A 20,346-nucleotide genomic window follows, 5' to 3' on the forward strand; every position below is an offset into this window, starting at 1 on the left:
GTAAACCAAAATAGGCTGGCGGCACGCGTCGGCAAGTTGAAGAGCTTCCTTGCTGATCAGTCTTGCCTGTCCCTCTTCGTCGTCGCGGCGATATAGTTCAGGTTCTTGGTCCCGACCGGGCCGCAGCCGTCGATCTGAAAGCCGTACTCGGTCAACAGTGCCCAGATCTGATCCATGTCGACATGACCGTGGCGGTGAAGCCTGGGCAGCAATCTGGATTTGCGCAAAGGCCTGCCGAAATCGATGAGCAACAACCGGCCGCCGGGCTTCAGGACGCGGGCCGCCTCACGCGCGAAGGCCGCTCGCACAGGCTTCGACAAATGATGCAGCATCAGCGTGCCGATCACGATATCGAACCGCGCATCGTCGAAGGGAAGTTCCTGCGCAGTGCCGCTGACGAAGGTCGCTTCGAGACCGGCGCGGACGGCCTTGGCGTGGGCCCGCTCGATCATCTCGGACGACGCATCGACCCCAGTGACGCTGCCGCCCGGACCGACTTGCCGTTTTGCGGCGATCGCAAGGGTTCCCGTTCCGCAGGCGACATCGAGCACCGCTTCGCCGGGTTTGAGCTCAGCCAGACGAAGCATGAAGTCGCGAAACTGACTCTCGCGGCCGAAGGTCAGCACGTGCGCGAGCAGATCGTAGCCTGCCGCCCGGTGCAGAACGATGCCGATGCCCCTGTCGCTCGCACTGTGTGAGCCACTGCCGGCGTGGTGCAAGCCGCTCCACAGCGCCACCACGGCGACGGTGAGCAGGACAAGGCCATGCAGCGCGGCCGTCCAGGCACCGGCTTCGACAAATCCCATCCCCAGCTTGGCCAGCATGAGGAAGCCGGCGATCAGCAACAGTTTAGCAAGCAGCACAAAGGCGCCCTTGCGGAGATGCGCGCCGTTGCCGGCATGATGATTGGGTGCGTGCATGTCTGGTGTCCTTCCGCTTCTTTGCAGCGAGCTCAAATCACATCGAACTCCTGGACTTTGCGTATCATACTGGACAGAATGTCTGGAAACTCTGTTGGTGGACACCGACACTCACGATGTCCGGAACCGTGCACCGCGAGGGGGAATGACCATGAAAATCGAGCGGATGGAGGAGCGCAGCACGATTGATCGCCGCGTGGCGCGCACACGCGCCCTGCTGCAGGACGCGCTGATCGCCCTGATCCCGGAGCGCGGCTACGCGGCGATCACGGTCGACGACATTTGCCAGAAGGCAAATGTCGGCCGGTCGACCTTTTACACCCACTATGCCGACAAGGACGCCCTGCGCAGCGCGACGCTCGAAGCGCATCTGCGTTCGATGAGCCGCATGTCGGAGTGCCGCGAGACGGGAAGCCGGCTGTTCGCCTTCAGCCTGCCGATGTTCGAGCACGCGCATGCGTTCCGGTCGCTCCACCACGCGCTGCTGGCGAGCAGTGACGATACCATCCACGACGAACTGCGCGAACGGATCCGGCGAGCCGTGCGGGCAGAACTTGCCGAGAAGCGGATCGGCGACGGCATCCCCGCCGAATTCGCCGTCCAGTTCATCGCCGGCGCGTTCCTTGCCGTGCTTGGCTGGTGGATCGCGACGGACATGAAGCTTTCACCGCTGCAGATCGACGAGCTCTTCCAGCGCATGGCGGCAAACAGCATCTTGGCTCATGGTTCGTGAGCGCATTGGTTTCGGCGCAGGAGAGCGCTTGCCCAGATGAGCTAAAGCGCCAATATCGCAGCTGCCAGGATCAGATAGCGGCCGACCTTGGCGATGGTAACGATGGCGACGAAGCTCCAGAGCGGCTCCGCAAAAGTCCGGCCACCACAGTCAGCGGATCGCCTATGATGGGCATCCAGCTCAACAGCAGGCTCCATCTGCCATAGCGGCGATAACGCGCCGCGGCGCGTTCGAGCGCGGCTGGGCTGGCCGGAAACCATTTGCTGTCGCGGAAGCGATCGATGCCACAGCCGAGCAGCCAGTTGACCACCGAGCCGAGCACGTTGCCGATCGTCGCAACCAAAACCAGAGCGGCTGGGGACCGGCTTCCCGCCAGCAACAGACCGGCAAGCTCCGCTTCCGACTGCAGCGGCAGGATGGTCGCGGCGGCAAAGGCAGTCAGGAACAGGCCGCCGAAGGCGGCGAAGTCGCCAAGCATTCGTCCCCTTCAGCTCGCCTTTGGCCATTTTGGATGCCGATCGTCGACGACATAGCCATGCGAGTGCTCGTAGCCAGCCTCGGACCATACCGCGTCGGCGACATGATCGTCGTCATCTGGGAGGTCCGCATGTACATGCGCAAGCACGTCTGGATCGTGGCTTGGCCAAAGCCTCAGCGCGGCAAGCAACGCGACCGCCCCAATGACGGCGAGCAGAAGATAGGTGAAGGCCAGGCCCATCGCCGCGCCGACACGGCCGGCAATGGGATAGGTGATCAGCCAACAGGCATGCGAGAGCGCGAACTGCGCAGCAAACAGGGCGGGCCTGTCGACGGCATCGGCCGACCGGCGGATCAGGCGGCCGGAAGGGGTCTGTGAGACGGAATAGCCAATGCCGAGCACAAACCAGAGCGCCAGCTGCAGCGAAAATTGACCGACAAGCGGTCCGACGAACATGCCGGCCACGAGAATGGCCGCGCCCGACAGCATCGCCGTGCGGTCGGGAATCCTCTCCAGAAGCCTCGGCAGCCCTAGCGCCGCGATCATCGACCCGCCGCCAAAGGCCGCCAATGCCAGCGCGGTTTCTTGCTGGGTGAGGCCGAACTGGCCCTGCACGAGGACGACGGTGTTGACGATCACCATGGCGCCGGCAGCACCTACGGCGAGATTGAGGGCAAGCAGGCCGCGGAGGCGCGGCGTCGCGAGATAGATGCGCAGGCCGCGCGTGGTGCGATCGTAAATGCCGCGCGGCTGCGAGGGTTTCGGGCTCGGCAGCACGACCGACACCACCAGCACCGCCGAGGCCAGGAAGCCGATGACGGTGCCCGCGAACAGGCTGTGGAAGGAAATCACGGAAAGAAGCACCGCCGCCAGCATCGGACTGGCGACGCTTTCGAGATCGTAGGCCAGCCGCGAAAGTGAAAGCGCCCTGGTGTAGTCCTTCTCGTCCGGAAGCACGTCCGGGATGGTTGCCTGGAAGGTCGGCGTGAAGGCGGCGGACGCCGACTGCAGGACGAAGATCAGGACATAGACCTGCCAGACCTCGGTGACGAAAGGCAGGAAAACCGCGATGCCTGCTCGCACGAGATCGAGGGCGACCAGCATGGTGCGCCTTGGCAGCCGCTCGGCGAAGGCGGCCGCGACCGGAGCGACCCCGACATAAGCGATCATCTTGATGGCGAGCGCCGTGCCGAGCACCGCACCGGCGTTTTTGCCGGCGAGGTCGAAGGCGAGCAGGCCAAGCGCGACGGTTGCAAGGCCGGTGCCGACCAGCGCAATGACCTGCGCCATGAACAAATGCCGATAGGTTCTGTCGGCAATGACATCAAGCATATGTCAGTCTTCCGGCGATGGGACGGGCGGGCCGCCGATTGTCAGTGATGGTGGCCTTCCGGCTCGACCATCTTGAACGGCAGCACTTGTTGCTTGGCGCCGGCGGTCAGGACCAGCCTCGCCTCGAACTCGTGCGGCTCGGCCGGCGCAACGGAACTTTCGAGACGGTGGTGGTCGCCCGCGACCGGCGCAAGCGCGAGCGTCTCGGGTCCTTGCGGCCGATCGATGATCACAGTCGCTCCGAGATCGTCAGCATGGCGGTCGATGATCAGGCGCATCCGCTCGCCGGCGGATGTATCGACGATCTCCAGTGTCCCGGTCGCAAGATCGCAGGCCACCTTCACCGGATCGGGCGCATGATGCCCGTGCCCCGCACCTGAGGCGACGGGGCCGGTATCGCCCTCTAGACGGATGTTTGCCTCCGAGAGCGCCGGCAAATGGTCGAACAGCTCTCCCCTCAGGGCTTCGGTGATGTCGACCACGTCCTTCGCCGTCGCGCTGTCCGCAACTTTGATGGCGATGTCCGCGTGCATCCGGTGGCCGATCCAGCGAGCCTGCACCTTGCCGACCCGCTCGATGCCCTTCACGTGCTCCGCGGCGTGGTTGATTTCGTCGACGATGCCGGGCTCAACGCCATCGAGCATGCGCGTCAGCACGGCCTTGGAGGACTGCCAAACGATGGCGAAGATGACGAGCGTAATCAGCAGGCCGATGATCGGATCTGCGAGCGGAAAGCCCAGCCAGACGCCAATAGCGCCAAGAACGACCGCCAGGCTGGTGAAGCCGTCGGTGCGGGCGTGATAGCCGTCGGCGATCAGCGCCGCGCTGTTGATCTCGCGGCCGACGCGGATGCGGAACACGGCGACGGCCTCGTTGCCTAGGAAGCCGACGAGACCGGCGGCCGCCACCCAGCCGAGGAAGGTGATGGGCTGCGGATGGATCAGCCTGTCGATCGCCTCGTAACCGGCGACGATGGCGCTGAACAGGATGATCAGCACGATGACGATGCCGGCAAGGTCCTCGACCCGGCCGAGGCCATAGGTGAAGGTCTTGTTCGGCTTGCGCCTCACTAGCATGAAGGCGATCCAAAGCGGGATGGCGGTGACCGCGTCGCCGACATTGTGGATGGTATCGGCGAGCAGCGCCACGCTGCCCGACAGGAAGACGATGACCAACTGCAGCGCCGAGGTTATCGCCAAAACGACGAAGGACCATTTGATTGCCCAGATGCCGCGTGACGTGGTGGCGATGGTGGGATCGACCACGCCATGTGTATGGCCGTGTCCACGTTCCCCATGATCATGGCCGTGACCATGTCCGCCGAAGCCCTGGGTTGCCGGGCCAAAGCCGAACCAGTCGCGTACGCTGTCCATCATTGCGCGGGCCTCATAGATATTTGGTGATGTCCTTGAACTCGTCGATCGAGCGCCGTTGCTCGCGCGGGAGCGGCCCGACAACATCTTCGAGGCAGTGGTTGAGATGATCCTGGATGAGTGTCTTCTTGGCCTGGGAAATTGCCTTCTCGACGGCATGAAGCTGCTGCGCGATGTCGAGGCAGGGACGGCCCGCTTCGATCATATCGATGACGCTGCGCAGATGGCCATCGGCGCGCTTCAACCGCTTGACGATCTCGGGATGGGTTTCGTGGACATGGGGGCGCTCGTTCATGAGAATTTCCTATCCCCCTGGAGAGGATCTTGTCAACGATGGAGGCGCTGTCGGGCTGGGCGCCTCCGCAATCCCTGGCGTTCGGCCCGCCAATGTTGCTGCGCCCTCCTCAAGGCCAACGGCTATTGTTGGTTTCCAGCGCGGTCGGAGTCGGATATAACCGCAGGACTGGATATCCTAGAAGTCCGGCGAGCATCTGCTGTCCGCGAGCAAATATTTGAAAACGCCAAGCTCTAGCGCAGGAACCAAGAATTGGTCGGAATTATAGCACCGAATCAACTGGCAGGGGCTCGACTAAAATGCTCAGATTATTTCAAGGAAATTGGTCTAGCATACGAGTGATATTTAGGGAAAACGCGAGCTATCTTAATATTCTGCTCGTGACTTCCTTGAATAGACCCTCATATCCAAGGACTTCTCGTTGAATTTCCTGTAGTCAACCAGTGGGGGCTCGAGGCCGCGGGCGACCATCGCCTGCCCCACCCCTGGGCCCTCGACCTCTTGCCGGCACCACGCCTGACTGGGCTCAGCATTTCCGCTGTCACTCGTTAGAATCCCTTACGCGAAAGATTCGCGAGGTCCACGTCTGACAACCCTTCGATCCCGAGGGCAGGAAGAATATCATTATCCGCCTTGAGATCGCGACCATAAGACGCTGACAGTATTGAAACTCCTGACTCGTGGAGTATCGCCGGATTCCTGGTGATCTTTCCCAATAGTACGGTCGGCAGCAGCCCGAACGGAACATCCTCAAGAATATAGCGGCTCTCGATGGTTGTCGGACCAAAGCCACCGCGGCCTTGGCGGTCCATCTCCTGGTTCATCTCCGAAACGCTTCCCATCGGAACATGGAACGACAATGAAAAGTGCTCTTTGACGGTTCGAACGGCGATTCCAAAATGGGCAGCGATGGCCAAGCGTTCAGCATCCAGAGCCTCGATAAAGCGGCCAACGGCCGGGGTGACGTTTCCCCCTTGGCTCCATTGTTCAGCCTTTTCCATGCGTGTGAGATTAAGAAGGGCAATTCCTAGATGGTTTTGCGGATTGAGGTTGCTGAGTGCGATCGCAAGCATGCCGTCGCGCTTGACGAAACGATCGCCGAACAAGGTTGTGCAAAGTTCGTATCCTTGATCCTGGGCACCGAACGGCAGAGTCGCAACATCAAGCTTTTGGCGAATGGTGGTAACGTGGATCTCGGTTGGCCCGAGTTGACGGCCGGACAACAGCGTTGTGCCCCAAACGACGATCGGCAATTTGACCTTGCGCTCCGCCAACCGCTTGGAGAGATACAGCGCCCCGAAGGAACTATGCGAACTGATGATGACCGGGACCCCATCAATTAGATGAGGGACGGCTGCATCCATAACCATCCTGTGACCGTAAGCGGGGAGTGCAATCACTACCACGTCCGCGTTGGCGACGGCATCCTTACAATCCTTGGCAATGCGCACCGGAACCGTTGCCTCGATATCCCCCGTCGCTTTCAACAATTCGCCGGCAGCCAACGCCCGGGTGCGCTGCCCCGACGGTGACCAAAGTGTTGGCAAGTGTCCCGATTCTGCCAAATAGGCGGCAAGGCCATAAGCAATTGCTCCCGCGCCCAGAATACTCACGCGCATAACATCCCTCCTGTCGCAGGCTTCTCGGGTTCGAGGACCATTGCTGTCACCATGTCTGCCGTCATCACCGCCCCGAAGAGGATTCCAGCTCTGAAGCCGGCAAATGCAAAAGGCCGCAGCGAATATTCGTTTCCGCTTGACACATATCAAAAATGAATGAGACGATGTCAATCATACAGATTTCGCATGTAGGCTGAGGATGGAAACTCGAGACCTCCAGACGTTCCTTGCGGTTGCTGCCAGCGGCAGCATCACCAAGGCGGCTGACATGCTTGGGCGTTCCCAACCCTCGGTGACGCGCACCATCCAGGATCTCGAGGCCGAGCTTGGCTTCGAATTGTTGCATCGGATCGGTCGACGAGTGCAGTTGTCTGAAGAGGGTGTGGCCTTCGAGGAGGAAGCGCGGCGCTTGCTGATGTCCTTCACCGAACTCGCAGCGCGGGCCAAGATGATCGCCGCCGGCAGGGGTCGGATATTACAGATCGTCACAACCTCTGCGATCGGGACCGGCTTGATCCCGACGGCCTTGGCTGAGCTCAAAGGTGTCGAGCTTCCACACGAGACGCATCTCGGGCAGTTTCTTCCTTCGATCGTCGCCCAGGAAGTGCGCAGCGGACGTGCCGAGATCGGTTTCTCAAGCCTGCCGCTCGATACGCCCGGTCTGGATGTCCTGCGGCTCTATTCGGCGCCCGACGTTGCTGCCGTGCGGGAGGACGATCCGCTGGCTGAACTTGATGTCATTCCGCTGTCGGCTTTTGCCGGTCGCCGCGTCGCCACGCTGCTCAATCCACTGCGTTTTCAGTTGCATGTCGCCAAGGCATTGGCGGCCCAGGGCATCGACACCGGCCCAGTGATCCGGACCAACACTGCCTATGGCGCGTTGCAGATCGTGCGCCAAACCGGTCTTGCGGCGGTCATCGATCCTCTCACGGCCTATGGCGTGGCCCTGCCGGGTGTCGTCATTCGTCCGATCGACGTAACCGTTCTATTTTATTGGGGCGTCGTAGCTGCCGAAAACCGTCCGCTTCGTCCAGTCGCGCAGGCGTTGATGGATGCGGTCGAAGCGGTGGCCGAACGGTCGATCGTCGGTTTCAGGAAACTCGATCCAGCTTCGGCCGGCCAATTGGTGACCGATCCCGCCTCGAGTACAAATAACGGAACTGGAATATGAAGCATACTCCCAACCCGGCAGCATCGACGGGCATTGCCGCGCTGGAAGCACAGCTTACGCAAGATCTCGACTTTCTTGAGCTGCCCGCCAAGCCCTGGATCCCCAAGCGCATGCATGAGGGCGCCCCGGTCCGTGACGTCGTTGTCATTGGAGCCGGCATGTGCGGCCTTGCTGCTACCGCAAAGCTGCTGCTTACCGGGATAACCAATGTCGTCGCCTATGATGCGGCTCCAGCCGGGCTCGAAGGACCATGGGTAACGTTTGCCCGCATGCAAACGCTTCGGTCGCCGAAGACCCTCAACGGCCCTTCGCTCGGACTGCCGCAGCTAACGTTCCGCGCCTGGTTTACCGCGCAATGGGGCGTCGAGGCCTGGCGCTCGCTGGACAAAATACCCAGGGGCCAGTGGATGGATTACCTGGTCTGGTATCGTAAGGTTCTTGCTCTGCCGGTGCGCAACGGCGTGCGCATGACAGGTGTCGCGCCACTTGATGATCTGATTGCGATCGATATCGAGGGCGCGGAAACGGGCCGGGTTCTCACCCGTCATCTCGTTCTGGCCACGGGTCGGTCCGGTCTGGGCGGCTTTGCCGTGCCCGATTTCCTCAGGGGCATTGATCGCAAATATTGGGCCCATTCTGCCGACGACATCGATTTCGACGCGCTGAAGGGTAAGCATATGGCGGTCATCGGCGCCGGTGCCTCTTCCATGGACAATGCCGCAACCGCGCTCGAGGCGGGCGCCGGTTCAGTAGACATGTTGATCCGGCGCAAGGAAATGCCGCGCATCAACAAGCTGACCGGCATCGGCAGCCAGGGTGTTGTACTCGGCACCCACCACCTGCCCGATACCTGGAAATGGAAGTTCTTCGACTACACTGCCTCGACCCAGACGCCGCCGCCGCGTTCATCGACGCTCCGCGTGTCTCGCCACTCGAATGCGCGGTTCTTTCTCGACTGCGGCATAGTCGCTGTAAAGGAAGATGCGGGAGGCCTGCTGGTCGAAACCACGCAGGGGCCTTTGCGCTACGACTTCCTGATCGCTGCAACCGGCTTTTCAAACGACTTCAGCGACCGGCCGGAATTTACAGCACTCGCCCCATACATCCGCACCTGGTCGGATGGTCGATATACGCCGGATATGGGACCGACACGTGCGGGCATGTCGGATGCCCCGGATCTCGGTCCTGCCTTTGAATTCCGGGAACGGGTTCCAGGCTCGTGCCCGATGCTGGCGCATATCCACTGCTTCAATGACGCCGCCATGCTGACCCACGGCAAGGTCTCCGGCGACATCCCGGCCGTCAGTGCCGGCGCCGACCGTCTGGTCCGCGGCATTACCGCATCGCTTTTTGCCGAAGACGTCGAAACCCACTTCGCCAATCTCATTGCCTACGACACCCCGGAACTGCTGGGCGACGAATGGGTCGATTCAACACCCTTGCTGCAGAAGGAGGCCGCGTTGTGATCGACGCAATGGACAAGGCCGCCGGTATTTCACCGGGCGATGCCCTTTTCGCTGCAAGGCGGTTTCGGCCCGAATTCGTGCAAGGGGCGGAGGAATGTCGCCTCTCCGTCCTGGAACCGGCAAACGACCAGGGGCTGGCCCCGAATTTGAGGGTTGCCCTGGCCCGTCGCATGGCCGCTCTGAATGCCGATCCGGTCCTGATGGCCGAATATGATGTGCAACTGGCTCAGCTTGGTCCGACCGAGCAGCTACTGGCCTTGGCACGAGGCGAAACGGATTTGAATGAACCCCTGGCGACCATCGTCCGTCATGTTGACCTGATCACCCTGACGCCGAAAAAGGCGGAAGCGAGCCATATCGCCGACCTCGCCAAGGCTGGATTGAACAATCCTCAGGTCGTCGCGCTCTCCGAGCTGATTGCCTTTGTCAACTTCCAGACACGGGTGGCGGCCGGCTTGCGCCTGATGAGGTCGACATGATTTCCTCGGTTCGTCTGAAGCCATTGAATTGGCATCCATACATCGCGCCGGTCGAGCTATCCGAGGCCACGCCGGAACAGCTTGAAGCGATGAAGGTCACGCCATCGGCCAAGAAAGTTTCGGAATATGTGCGCACCCTTGCGCATGACCCAGAGAGCTATCTTGCCCGCACCATCCTGTTCAACGCAATCATGTATGTCGAAGGCGGGCTTGCCCGTCCTGACCGCGAACTTGGTGCATTGGGGGCCTCGATCGTCAATGGCTGCAAATTCTGTGCCGTTGTTCACGCCCGCAGGCATGCAGAGCTGACCAAGAGCGACGAAGTGGTCACCGCGCTGTATCTCGACAAACCTGAAGCGCTCGGCCCACGCGATGCGGCAATCTACAGCTTTGCCCGCCGCCTGTCGGTGGCACCGTCGCAAGCGACGGCAGACGATATCGCCGCGCTTCGATCAGTCGGCATGGATGACCGCGAGATCATCGACCTGATCCACGCCATATCGATCTTCGGCTGGGCAAACCGGCTGATGCACGTTCTCGGCCATGCGGAGAGCGGGTGATGATGTTGCATGCGGTCAAGGCACTCCGTCCCACACTCTGAAGGGCACCAACCAGAAATGCTTGAACTCAAAGATGTAAAGCTGTCCTACGGAAGCACGCAGGTCCTGAACGGCGTCAATCTCTCGGTAAAGCGAGGTGACGTCGTGTCGATCATCGGTCCCAGCGGCACCGGCAAGACCACCCTGCTGAAATGCATCAACTACCTGGTTAAGCCGGCATCTGGAACCATCGCGTTCGATCAGATTCGGATGGATTACCAGCGCGCCGACAAGGCAGCTATCCAGGCGATCCGGCTCCGAACAGCGATGGTCTTTCAGCAATTCAATGTCTTCAAGAATATGACCGTCCTTCAGAACGTCATGGATCCGTTGGTCGTCGTGCAGCGCAAATCCACGGACGAGGCGCGTGAAATCGCGCTCAGGGAGCTTGAACGAGTTGGCCTCTCCGCCAAGCGGGACAGCTATCCGTCCCAGCTGTCAGGCGGACAGCTCCAGCGGACTGGAATCGCTCGAGCGCTAGCGGTTCGGCCGGATGTGATGCTCTTCGACGAACCGACATCATCGCTTGATCCTGAACTGGTCGGTGAAGTTCTGAAGGTGATCAAAGACGTCACGTCGTCCGGGATCACTTCGCTGCTTGTGACCCACGAGATGCAATTCGCAAAGAACATCTCAAACCGGATCGTCTTCATGGATCGTGGCGTGGTTGCCGCCGACGGCAGTCCGGCTGAGATCTTCGATGCGCCTTCCAGTCCACGACTTGCTCAATTCCTACAGTCAGAACTTGCTTTTCAATAACTCAACAAGAAGGGAACCTAAGAAATGTCTGCAATCAAATCCAGTTTTTCTCGTCGTTATGCCCTGGCCGTCGTCGGCGGCATCGCAATTGCCCTTGCGACAGCAGGGATCAGTTATGGTCAGACCGTTCGGACAATCAAGATCGCGACCTCTGCCGAATCCAAGCCGCTGGCATGGGGCGCGCTCGGCGTCGAGCCGCAAGGCTATGAACCCGATCTCCTGAGGGCGATTAACGCGAAGTTGCCGCAGTACAAGTTCGAAATGGAAGGTGTCTCTGATATCGCGCAGGAAACCGGCCTGGCCACAGGCAAGTACGACATCGCGGTCGGTGGCTACTACAAGTCGCCCGAGCGCGCCAAACAGTTCTTCATTCCGGAAAACCCCATGGGCGCCAGCCTGATGAAGATCTACAGCAAAAAAGCCAGCGGCATCAAAGAAATGAAAGACCTGGTCGGCAAGAGGATCGTTCCGACCACGGCCGGCGGCGGTACCTACAAGTTTATTATGAATTGGCAAAAAGAAAATCCGCAATACAAGCTTGATGTCACGGCATCGAGTGCCGGTATTCCGTACCCGAACCGACTAGACGAAGTTCAGAATGGCAAATTCGACGCGCTGGTCCTGCCTTCAAATCTGGGTGAGCAGACCGTCATCGATGAAAAGAAGCTCGACATCGTGGCGTCTGAGCCGGTCTTTAGCAACAACACCTATATGCTTATTCACAACTCGGATGAAAACAAGGTTTTGGCCGATGATGTGAACAAAGTTCTCAAGGAGCTAAAGGACGACGGCACGATCGAAAAGCTCTCGCAGAAGTGGTTCGGCGAAGGCATCGTCAAGTATATTAAATAAGACGACGATCTGCGTAGATAGTTGTTAGTCAGCGGCAAGTCTGAATCGCGAGAAGGAGTGGTTCAAAGTGGATGTTTCTGCTATGATTCCCGAGTTGCTCTCGGCGTTGCCGCTGACGCTCGCCATCACGTTTACGGCCATGTTCGTCGGCTTTTGCCTGGCGCTCATCGCGACAACGCTCCGGGTTCGCAGGGTACCAGTGGTCAGCCACCTGACCGACCTCTACGTGTCCTATGCCCGCAGCGTTCCCGTCGTCCTCCAGTTGTTTGTGGCGTTCTACGGGCTTCCCTTATTGGTGGCCCTGTTGGGCGCTGAAGATTTCTTCTCGCCGACGATCGCTGCGATGGTCGGACTGAGCTTTTACCATGGCGGGTATCTGTCGGAAGTCATGCGGCCCGCATACCTGGCCGTCGATCGCGGCCAGCATGATGCGGCCGACAGTCTAGGATATACCTTTCGCCAGAAGATCACTCGCGTCGTGGGTCCTCAGGCGGTGCACTTCGCATTGCCGGGCTATGGAAACTCCATCATCTACCTGATCCACAACGTTGCGCTGGTCATGTACATCGGCGCGGCGGACGTGATGGCGACCGCGCACTTGATCATGGAGCGCGACTATAACCAGTACCAGTTCGAAACATACCTCGTGCTGGCCGTCATCTATGCGCTGATGTGCCTGATCGCTTGGTTCATCGTGCACTTCTTTGAGCTTCGCTCGCCGATGCAGGCACCTGAGGCGACGACAACAGCTCAGATCAAGAACGCGGCCATCGCCAGCGTCTGACCTAAGGGTATTCAACCATGTTCGATACCGATATTTTGCTGCAGGACACTCAGGAAATTCTGGGCGCCGTACCTGTAACGCTTGGAATGGCGCTCACGATTTTCGTCTTGTCGACGATAGTCGGCAGCATTTTTGCTCTCGTCGAATATAGACGAGTCCCGGTGCTGCGAGAGCTCATCATGGCTTACAAGATCGTCTTCAAGGGCGTTCCGATGGTCATCGTGATTTTCCTCGCCTATTTCGGTCTGCCCCCGGCATTCCAGTTCCTGCTCTCGTTGCTCGGGATCAACTTCAACGCCCACGAAACACCCAACTGGGTCATCCTTGTTATTGCGGTGACAGGCTGTATCGCTGCGTTCCAATCGGAAATTATCAAGGGAGCCCTGAACGCCTTCGACACCGGTCAGTCAGACGCCGCCCATTCGCTGGGCTATACAAACGGCCAACTGTTCCGACGGATTCTATTTCCCCAGGTGGTCCTCACGGCAATTCCCGATCTTACAACCTCGATGATGGTCATCATGAAGGCGCTTTCTCTCGGATTCGCCATCGAGGTTGTCGATATCTTTGCCCAGTCCCAGTTGACCGCCGCGCTGAATTACTACTACCTCGAAGCCTTCGTGATTGCCGTCGTGATCTACATGGTGATTGCCTATATCGTCACACAGATCGCCGACAGGCTGGAGCAAGCTCTCAGGGTACGGACATAAGTGCAGAAGCGCGCCGACTCACTGGAGCACGTTTAGGCGTTTCAGACGGCTCTGGCTTGCAGCCGGGATCTGCGGGATCGGTGATCGACGCTGGCACCGAGATCGCTTGATGCTGCTTGCGCAATGAGTGACCTCTTGGGAGGCGGATCGTCGCTGAAATTCCGACACTTAAACCGCTCCGATGGCGAGACCATAGAGAAGACCGAGGACCGAGCAGACAGCCAACACCGGCAGCATGCCGATCTTGAAGCGGAATACGGCTAGCAGCGCGCCAACCGTCAGGATCAGCGAGGGGATGTTGATTGAACTCAGCACCGGCACATCGACAGCCATCCCGAATCCGTGCCTTTCATGCAACTCGCGAAACAGCACGTGGAGCGCAAACCATACCGCCAGGTTCAGGATCACGCCGACGACCGCCGCGGTGATCGTTGCGAGAGCAGCGGACAGCGCTTTGTTGCTTCGCAATTTCTCTATGTAAGGAGCGCCGAGGAATATCCAGAGGAAGCATGGCGTGAAGGTGACCCAGGTCGTCAAAAGGCCACCCAGCGTGCCCGCGACCAGCGGATTAAGCGTGCCAGGCGCGCGAAACGCGCCCATGAAGCCGACGAATTGTGTAACCATGATCAGCGGGCCGGGCGTGGTTTCGGCCATACCGAGGCCGTCGAGCATCTCGCCGGGTTTGAGCCAGCCGTAGGTCGTGACAGCCTGCTGAGCGACATAGGCGAGCACCGCATAGGCGCCGCCAAAGGTCACCACCGCCATCTTCGAGAAGAAGACAGCGATGTCTGTGAAGACATTGCCAGGCCCGAACAGCGCCAGCAGGCCGAGCACGGGGGCGAACCAAAGCGCGAGAAATATGGCGGCGATCTTGAGCGACCACCCGACCGTCGGCCTCGCATGAGCTGGTATGTCTTCGCCCAGCGCTGTGTCGGCATCGGCTACCTGCTTGCCGCCGACCTTGCCGTGTCCGTTACCGGTCATGAACGGCGCTAGTCCCGACCGTCCGCCAATAAAGCCAATCACCGCCGCGGTCAGGATGATCAGCGGAAACGGTATGTGGAAGAAGAAGATCGCGATAAAGGCGGCGGCGGCGAGCGCCACCATGACGTTGTTCCTGAGCGCCCGTTTGCCGACCCTGACCACAGCCTCAAGCACGATGGCCAGCACAGCGGCTTTTAATCCGAAGAACAAAGCCTGGACGGCGCCGACATTGCCGAAGATGGCGTAGATCCAGCTCAGCGCCATGATGGCGACGAGGCCCGGCAGCACGAACAAGATACCGGCGACGAGCCCGCCTTTGGTCTTGTGCAGGAGCCACCCGATATAGATCGCGAGTTGCTGGGCCTCCGGGCCTGGCAGCAGCATGCAATAGTTCAGCGCATGCAGAAACCGCGTCTCGCCGATCCAGCGTTTCTCCTCGACGAGGATGCGATGCATCACCGCAATCTGTCCCGCCGGTCCGCCGAAACTCAGTGCCGCGACCCGAGCCCAAACGCGGACGGCTTCACCGAACGAAATGCCATGAGCGGGCATGCCGGAAGGTCTCGCGGGCGTCACGTCGATACTCTCGGCCTCATTCATCGGCTCGTCCTTGTTCGCTAACCGCGCTTGTTGCGGAAATATTGATAGAGGTTGTCGAAGACGGGAGCGCCGTGGACGACGCGTTGCTCATCGTCCTGATTGGCCATGGCGATGCCGGCGATCAGACTGGCGATGCCTGTTGCCTCATCGCGCGCGAACTTGGCGTCCTTCAGATCGATGTCGTGGACGATCTCTCCGATCGCCTGCAGGGCAGGATCGGTGAGGCCCACCCGACCCAGCAGCACTTCGAAACTGCAACGATCCCCTTCATGTGTGAACTCGCCTTGGAACATGTCGAAGCGTAGTTCCCCTGGGGCCGGCACATAGTCCTTGCCCGGTACGAAACGGATCACAGCCGCTGGATCGATAAACCGACGGATCAGCCAACTACAGGCGATGCGATCAACATAGACGCCCTTGCGGGTGACCCATGTCCGCCCCTTGAGAGCGGCAAGTGTTTCGGTAGCGGTCTTGGCTGGCTCTTCGGTCATTTTCTTGTCCTTCGTCAGTTGGGCCTCCAATCCCGCAATCAGGCCCTCCACCGGCAGGCGACTGTTGGCCCCGAAGAAATCGATGGCAACGACATCAGCGAGCCTTTTGCGCAGGCGGCCAATCTGCGTACGCGCTTCGGCCTGTTCCTCCGGTGCGATCGCCGTTTCGAGCTTTACGGCAAGGGCTCGCGTATCCCTGGCGATCTCTTCGTAGTCTCCATCGCGAGCGGCATCGAAGAGCGCCCGCGCCTGGGCATCGGAGAGGCCATCGATCAGGCGCGCCTCGCAGACCATGGCCTCGCCACCCCCCTCGGCGATCTCCTTGAGGAGCCATTCGAAATCCTCCTGGGTCTCGGCATTGGAAGGCAGCGCATAGACAGTGCTCTTCACAGCCACTGCGCCAATACCTTGCAGTCGCCGCCAGATCTTGACCCGGAAGTAAGCCGGCTTGCTTGGCAGCTGGTGGATCAGGAGCAGCCAACGCTGCTCCATCGATATCCCGTCATCATCACCCATGGACTAACCGTATCACTGAGAATTCAAAAAGCAACACTTGTATCATTTTTGATTCGAGCGTAGCGTTCACCGCCTCTCAGTTCTTCTGTGCTGCCGAATGAGGAACCCCATGCTGCACCAGATCAAGCCGTTGCCGTTCAAGCCGCCACGTCTCGATGGTCTCTCCGAGCGGCTGTTGGCAAGCCACTACGAGAATAACTACGGAGGTGCAGTCCGGCGCCTGAATGCGATCGAACGCCGCCTTGAGACACTCGACTGGGGAGCAGCGCCGGTCTTCGACATCAATGGCCTGAAGCGGGAGGAACTGGTCGCGGCCAATTCAGCAATCCTGCACGAGATCTATTTCGACGGCCTTGGCGGCTCGGGTGATGCGGCCGGCGATCTCGCCGTCACGCTTGAGCGCGACTTTGGCAGCTCGCCGGCTGGCGCGCGCAGTTCACGGCTTGCGCCAAAGCGCAGGCCGGCGGCTCGGGCTGGACTCTGCTGACCTGGTCCGAGCGTCACCAACGATTGATGATTCAATGGGCTGCGGATCACACCAACTGCCTGGCAGGCGGCGAGCCGATCCTGGCGCTCGACATGTACGAACATGCCTATCACATCGATTTCGGTGCCAAGGCTGGCGCCTATGTCGACGCATTCATGAAGAACATCCATTGGGAGCGCGTCGGGGCGCGCTTCCGACGTGAGGTGAGGCAGCCAGGTGACGTGCCCAGCCCGATCCCCACGGCAAACGATCACAGTGTCACCCCAGAGGACCTTCGCAGCCGCATCGAGCGCCATGAGGATATGGTCGTGCTCGATGTCTGCCTCGCCGAGGATCTGGCGAAACGCAGCGACATGCTTCCTGGCGCGCTGATCCGCGCTCCGGAGAGGATTGCCGATTGGGCCGGCGAGTTGCCTAAGAACAAGCCGGTCGTCGTCTACTGCGTCTACGGCTTCCAGGTCAGCGGCGATGCCGTCGCTGAACTTCGTCACCGTGGTCTGGACGCACATACGCTCTCCGGCGGCATCGCCGCCTGGCACGCCATCGGAGCGCCAACTGTCCCGCTGACACTGACCGAAGGGAGATAGATCATGAAATGGGTCACACGCGAACGTCCGGTCATCGACCGCATCGCCTGTCCCTGGCTAATTGCGCGGTTCATCGACAACGAACCAGAATTCCTGTTCGTGCCGCCCACCGAGGTGATGCGAGTTGCAAAAGAGACCGGGGCGACACCATACGACGTGCCAGGTGTCGAGTTCACGCATGTGGGTGAAGGTTGCAGCTTCGACACGTTCGTCTCGAAATACGGGCTCGATCGCGATTCCGCAATCGTGACGATCGCCGCGATCGTGCGCGGTGCCGACACCGACCGACATGACCTCACGCCGCAGTCGGCGGGGCTGCTGGCGATCTCGATGGGCCTGCGGGACCTGTCGACCGACGACCATGAGGTGTTGAGACACGGCTTCGTCATCTATGACGCGCTCTACGCCTGGGCCTCACGCCGCAAGTCAGAGACACACAATTGGCCGCCGGTGATGAAGCCGACGGCAGCCTGACGCGAGTTTCTGTTTGCGATCGCGATCTCGAAACGAAACTCCCTCCGAGCAAGGCCGAGAGGTCGAAGAGCAGCTACTGGAAGCCGTCCCTTTTTCTCAGGAGTCCGCAAATGCAATACCGTATCGCTCCCTTGGGCGCGCAAGCCATGGTCATGGGCGACCTTGTGCTGACACAGGACGAAGTCAGCCCAGTAATGAAGGAGTTCGCGCAACAAGGACTCGAAATCACCGCGCTCCATAACCATCTGCTCCGCGCCGAGCCAGCCACACTTTACATGCATGTTTCGGGACAGGGCGATCCGCTCGCGCTTGCCAAGGCACTGCATGCAGGTCTGGCACTCAGCAAGACGCCTCTCGGGGACGCCACGGCGGCCACGCCGCAACCCGCAGCGCAGGCGACTGGCCTCGACACCGCCGCCATCGACAAGATCATCGGCTTCAAGGGCAAGGATAGTAATGGTGTCTATCAATTCGGCATTCCGCGTGCAGAACCGATCAAGCAAGATGGCATGGACATTCCTGCCGCCATGGGCTCCGCAATCGCCATCAACTTCCAGCCGACCGGCGATGGCAAGGCAGCGATAACCGGCGACTTTCTTCTGGCCGCAAAGGAGGTCAATCCCGTGATCAAGGCCATGCGGGACAACGGCATCGAGGTCACGGCCTTGCATAACCACATGCTGAATGAAGAGCCCCGAGTGTTCTTCATGCATTTCTGGGCCAACAATGACGCTGAGAAACTTGCTCGAGGCCTTAGGGCCGCATTGGACCAAGTTGACGTTAGAAAGGGTTGAAGGTCTTTTGCGCCGACAGTCGCTTTGGGTCATCCTGCGACGACCTTGCATATGGTCATTTGACCAAGCGTTGTGCACCAGCCGGGGTCCCCGGCTGGTGGAGCCGTTGCTCAGCGGACAGCAACGACAGGTGCTCCTTGTCCCTGAAGGGATCGCCTGGTTAGCGGGGTATGATTAGTGGTCACAGGTCTTCACGAAACCAGCGAGCAGAGCAAAATCGGGGAGCGGTCGCCGACCGTCTACGTTTATGCGGCGCGCGCGCTCCGCGACTTCGGAGACGGGTTCGTGGCCGTGCTACTGCCGGTCTATCTGACGCTGCTGGGGCTTGGCGCATTCGAGATCGGTGTGGTCGCGACGCTTGCGCTCCTTGGATCGGCCTTGATCACCCTTGGGATCGGGTTTCTTGGTGTCCGAACCAATCTACGTCGGTTGTTGATCGGGGCTTCGGCCTTGATGACCGCAACCGGCTTCGCATTCGCATCTTCCAGCACGACGGCTGTCGTTCTGCTCGTCGCCTTTGTTGGAACGATCAACCCGTCCGCAGGCAGCGTCAGCATCTTCGTGCCGCTCGAACACGCGGTTCTTGCAAGTTCCGTGTCGGACAAAAACCGTACAAGGATGTTTGGGCGCTACGGCCTCATCGGGGCGCTGGCGGCTGCGGCAGGTGCACTCGCTTCGGCAAGTCCTGATCTCCTGAACGATTTCGGCGTGACGCCCCTCACGGCCCTCAGAGCGATGTTCGTATTTTACGCGCTCCTCGGCGTTGCCGGCGGTGTGCTTTATCTGCGCATTCCGGTCGAAACGAAGAAGGTGGAAGGCAAGCCAATAGCTGCGCTCGGGCCGTCTCGCGGTATCGTCTATAAGATGGCGGCCTTGTTCAGCATCGACGCTTTCGCCGGAGGATTTGCCGTGCAGTCGCTTGTCGCTCTCTGGCTGTTCAACAAGTTCGGCCTGTCGCTATCGGCCGCGGGATTTTTCTTCTTCTGTTCCGGGGTGCTCTCCGCGTTCTCACTGCCGGCGGCAGCGCGGCTGTCGGAGCGGTTCGGCCTCGTCAACACCATGGTGTTCACGCATGCTCCTTCGAGCGTTTGCCTGATCCTGGCGGCGATCGTGCCAAATCTCCAGCTGGCGCTCGCGCTGCTGCTGATCCGTGCCGCGCTCTCCCAAATGGATGTGCCGACGCGATCCTCCTACGTAATGGCTGTCGTCACGCCACCGGAACGACCCGCGGCTGCAAGCGTGACCTCAGTTCCGAGAAGTCTCGCGGCCGCCGCGAGTCCAGCCATCGCCGGTGCGCTGTTCGAAGCAGGATACGAAGCATGGCCTTGGATCATCTGCGGCGTCCTGAAGATCATCTATGATTTTGCCCTGCTTTGGAGCCTTCGGCACATCAAGCCGCCGGAGGAGCAGTAAGACAGTGTTCCGCGAGCAAGCCGGAACATGTGCGGGTTCGCTTCGGTAGGCTGCCCTCAAGCGCGATCACGCCGCATTGGCTTCGGGCGTGCGCGGCCGAGTTGGTTTTGAGATCGGGCCAGATGGTTTGCGCATGCCCTTTCTTGCGATCGGGGTAGATGTCCGTACCTGTGCCGGGTCGCCTATGGGCTCGGCGCCACTAAGGTCCGCTTTTGGTAGACTGACAGGGCTATTCAAATGTCGGACATTAGGCGCAATGCTGCCATTCCTTATCGCGCGAGGGCTGTCCGCCACGGGTCAGAACCCGCCTAATTGCACGTCGTTGCCGCCGATTGCCGCACGCATCGTTGCAAGGTCTTCCGAGACCGGCGATCCTGAGCTACGTGTGACGGGTGTTGTCAAAGAGAAGGAGAAAATTGACAATCGGGCC

22 protein-coding genes and 2 pseudogenes are annotated in these 20,346 nt (G+C 60.2%); 15 read left to right on the plus strand and 9 right to left on the minus strand.

Features of this window, described 5'->3' with window-relative positions; genetic code table 11:
* Positions 1 to 56 precede the first annotated feature (56 nt).
* On the minus strand, positions 57 to 920 hold the full coding sequence (locus tag ACFSQT_RS14840) for a class I SAM-dependent methyltransferase (protein WP_379019766.1): 864 nt from the start codon (positions 918 to 920) through the stop codon (positions 57 to 59).
* A 145-nt stretch (positions 921 to 1,065) separates the two neighbouring features.
* On the opposite strand from ACFSQT_RS14840, the gene ACFSQT_RS14845 reads away from it, so the two are divergent.
* A complete protein-coding gene (locus ACFSQT_RS14845; RefSeq protein WP_379019768.1) occupies positions 1,066 to 1,653 on the plus strand; it encodes a TetR/AcrR family transcriptional regulator in 588 nt (195 codons plus the stop codon).
* 41 nt (positions 1,654 to 1,694) lie between these two features.
* On the opposite strand, the pseudogene ACFSQT_RS14850 reads toward ACFSQT_RS14845, so the two are convergent.
* The 6 genes and pseudogenes from ACFSQT_RS14850 to ACFSQT_RS14875 form a co-directional block, all read right to left on the minus strand.
* A pseudogene (locus tag ACFSQT_RS14850) lies at positions 1,695 to 2,131 on the minus strand (YqaA family protein).
* A gap of 9 nt (positions 2,132 to 2,140) precedes the next feature.
* Positions 2,141 to 3,463 carry an MFS transporter gene (locus ACFSQT_RS14855; RefSeq protein ID WP_379019770.1) on the minus strand — a complete coding sequence of 441 codons (1,323 nt, stop codon included), beginning with the start codon at positions 3,461 to 3,463 and terminating at the stop codon, positions 2,141 to 2,143.
* A 41-nt stretch (positions 3,464 to 3,504) separates the two neighbouring features.
* Positions 3,505 to 4,839 carry a cation diffusion facilitator family transporter gene (locus ACFSQT_RS14860; RefSeq protein ID WP_379019772.1) on the minus strand — a complete coding sequence of 445 codons (1,335 nt, stop codon included), beginning with the start codon at positions 4,837 to 4,839 and terminating at the stop codon, positions 3,505 to 3,507.
* 10 nt (positions 4,840 to 4,849) lie between these two features.
* On the minus strand, positions 4,850 to 5,131 hold the full coding sequence (locus tag ACFSQT_RS14865) for a metal-sensing transcriptional repressor (RefSeq protein WP_379019774.1): 282 nt from the start codon (positions 5,129 to 5,131) through the stop codon (positions 4,850 to 4,852).
* Between the two features lie 548 nt (positions 5,132 to 5,679).
* Positions 5,680 to 6,750, minus strand: a complete 1,071-nt coding sequence (locus ACFSQT_RS14870) for an NAD/NADP octopine/nopaline dehydrogenase family protein (protein WP_379019776.1) — start codon at positions 6,748 to 6,750, stop codon at positions 5,680 to 5,682.
* Positions 6,751 to 6,814: 64 nt separating this feature from the next.
* Positions 6,815 to 7,096 carry a hypothetical protein gene (locus tag ACFSQT_RS14875; protein ID WP_379019876.1) on the minus strand — a complete coding sequence of 94 codons (282 nt, stop codon included), beginning with the start codon at positions 7,094 to 7,096 and terminating at the stop codon, positions 6,815 to 6,817.
* Between ACFSQT_RS14875 and ACFSQT_RS14880 the strand changes: the two genes are divergently transcribed.
* The 8 genes from ACFSQT_RS14880 (at position 7,019) to ACFSQT_RS14915 (ending at position 13,570) form a co-directional block, all read left to right on the plus strand.
* Positions 7,019 to 7,921: a LysR family transcriptional regulator gene (locus ACFSQT_RS14880; protein WP_379019778.1), complete on the plus strand. Its 903-nt coding sequence runs from the start codon at positions 7,019 to 7,021 to the stop codon at positions 7,919 to 7,921. The two genes, ACFSQT_RS14875 and ACFSQT_RS14880, sit on opposite strands and share 78 nt — an antisense overlap.
* The gene (locus ACFSQT_RS14885) at positions 7,918 to 9,387 is read left to right on the plus strand and encodes an NAD(P)-binding domain-containing protein (RefSeq protein ID WP_379019780.1); all 1,470 of its coding nucleotides are present in this window, start codon (positions 7,918 to 7,920) and stop codon (positions 9,385 to 9,387) included. The genes ACFSQT_RS14880 and ACFSQT_RS14885 overlap by 4 nt, the downstream gene beginning before the upstream one ends.
* Positions 9,384 to 9,866, plus strand: coding sequence for a CMD domain-containing protein (locus ACFSQT_RS14890; RefSeq protein WP_379019782.1), 483 nt, complete (start codon positions 9,384 to 9,386; stop codon positions 9,864 to 9,866). The genes ACFSQT_RS14885 and ACFSQT_RS14890 overlap by 4 nt, the downstream gene beginning before the upstream one ends.
* On the plus strand, positions 9,863 to 10,426 hold the full coding sequence (locus ACFSQT_RS14895; protein ID WP_379019784.1) for a peroxidase-related enzyme: 564 nt from the start codon (positions 9,863 to 9,865) through the stop codon (positions 10,424 to 10,426). Before ACFSQT_RS14890 ends, ACFSQT_RS14895 begins: the two co-directional genes overlap by 4 nt.
* 57 nt (positions 10,427 to 10,483) lie before the next feature.
* Positions 10,484 to 11,224, plus strand: coding sequence for an amino acid ABC transporter ATP-binding protein (locus ACFSQT_RS14900; protein WP_379019786.1), 741 nt, complete (start codon positions 10,484 to 10,486; stop codon positions 11,222 to 11,224).
* Between the two features lie 24 nt (positions 11,225 to 11,248).
* Positions 11,249 to 12,076 carry a transporter substrate-binding domain-containing protein gene (locus ACFSQT_RS14905; RefSeq protein WP_379019788.1) on the plus strand — a complete coding sequence of 276 codons (828 nt, stop codon included), beginning with the start codon at positions 11,249 to 11,251 and terminating at the stop codon, positions 12,074 to 12,076.
* 67 nt (positions 12,077 to 12,143) lie between these two features.
* Positions 12,144 to 12,860: an amino acid ABC transporter permease gene (locus tag ACFSQT_RS14910; RefSeq protein ID WP_379019790.1), complete on the plus strand. Its 717-nt coding sequence runs from the start codon at positions 12,144 to 12,146 to the stop codon at positions 12,858 to 12,860.
* Positions 12,861 to 12,877: 17 nt separating this feature from the next.
* Positions 12,878 to 13,570, plus strand: coding sequence for an amino acid ABC transporter permease (locus ACFSQT_RS14915; protein WP_379019792.1), 693 nt, complete (start codon positions 12,878 to 12,880; stop codon positions 13,568 to 13,570).
* A gap of 168 nt (positions 13,571 to 13,738) precedes the next feature.
* Here ACFSQT_RS14915 and chrA read toward each other — a convergent pair whose 3' ends face one another.
* Both chrA and ACFSQT_RS14925 read right to left on the minus strand, forming a co-directional pair.
* Positions 13,739 to 15,154: a chromate efflux transporter gene (gene chrA / locus ACFSQT_RS14920; protein ID WP_379019795.1), complete on the minus strand. Its 1,416-nt coding sequence runs from the start codon at positions 15,152 to 15,154 to the stop codon at positions 13,739 to 13,741.
* A 17-nt stretch (positions 15,155 to 15,171) separates the two neighbouring features.
* A complete protein-coding gene (locus tag ACFSQT_RS14925) occupies positions 15,172 to 16,161 on the minus strand; it encodes a chromate resistance protein ChrB domain-containing protein (RefSeq protein WP_379019797.1) in 990 nt (329 codons plus the stop codon).
* Between the two features lie 109 nt (positions 16,162 to 16,270).
* On the opposite strand from ACFSQT_RS14925, the gene ACFSQT_RS14930 reads away from it, so the two are divergent.
* The 6 genes and pseudogenes from ACFSQT_RS14930 to ACFSQT_RS14955 all read left to right on the plus strand — a co-directional run bounded on the left by ACFSQT_RS14930 (position 16,271) and on the right by ACFSQT_RS14955 (position 19,916).
* Positions 16,271 to 16,648 (plus strand): hypothetical protein, encoded by a 378-nt coding sequence (locus ACFSQT_RS14930; protein WP_379019799.1) that lies wholly within the window; start codon positions 16,271 to 16,273, stop codon positions 16,646 to 16,648.
* Positions 16,639 to 16,776: pseudogene (locus ACFSQT_RS14935) on the plus strand (Fe-Mn family superoxide dismutase); the annotation flags it as partial. The gene ACFSQT_RS14930 and the pseudogene ACFSQT_RS14935, both read left to right, overlap by 10 nt.
* Entirely contained in the window at positions 16,762 to 17,235 is a 474-nt protein-coding gene (locus ACFSQT_RS14940) for a rhodanese-like domain-containing protein (RefSeq protein WP_379019868.1), read from the plus strand. The pseudogene ACFSQT_RS14935 and the gene ACFSQT_RS14940, both read left to right, overlap by 15 nt.
* A gap of 3 nt (positions 17,236 to 17,238) precedes the next feature.
* On the plus strand, positions 17,239 to 17,709 hold the full coding sequence (locus ACFSQT_RS14945) for a chromate resistance protein ChrB domain-containing protein (protein WP_379019801.1): 471 nt from the start codon (positions 17,239 to 17,241) through the stop codon (positions 17,707 to 17,709).
* A complete protein-coding gene (locus ACFSQT_RS14950) occupies positions 17,676 to 18,503 on the plus strand; it encodes an LppY/LpqO family protein (RefSeq protein WP_379019803.1) in 828 nt (275 codons plus the stop codon). The genes ACFSQT_RS14945 and ACFSQT_RS14950 overlap by 34 nt, the downstream gene beginning before the upstream one ends.
* A gap of 177 nt (positions 18,504 to 18,680) precedes the next feature.
* The gene (locus ACFSQT_RS14955) at positions 18,681 to 19,916 is read left to right on the plus strand and encodes an MFS transporter (protein ID WP_379019805.1); all 1,236 of its coding nucleotides are present in this window, start codon (positions 18,681 to 18,683) and stop codon (positions 19,914 to 19,916) included.
* The last annotated feature ends 430 nt before the right edge of the window (positions 19,917 to 20,346 follow it).

This window comes from Mesorhizobium calcicola, assembly GCF_042682105.1.
Taxonomy (GTDB): domain Bacteria; phylum Pseudomonadota; class Alphaproteobacteria; order Rhizobiales; family Rhizobiaceae; genus Mesorhizobium; species Mesorhizobium calcicola.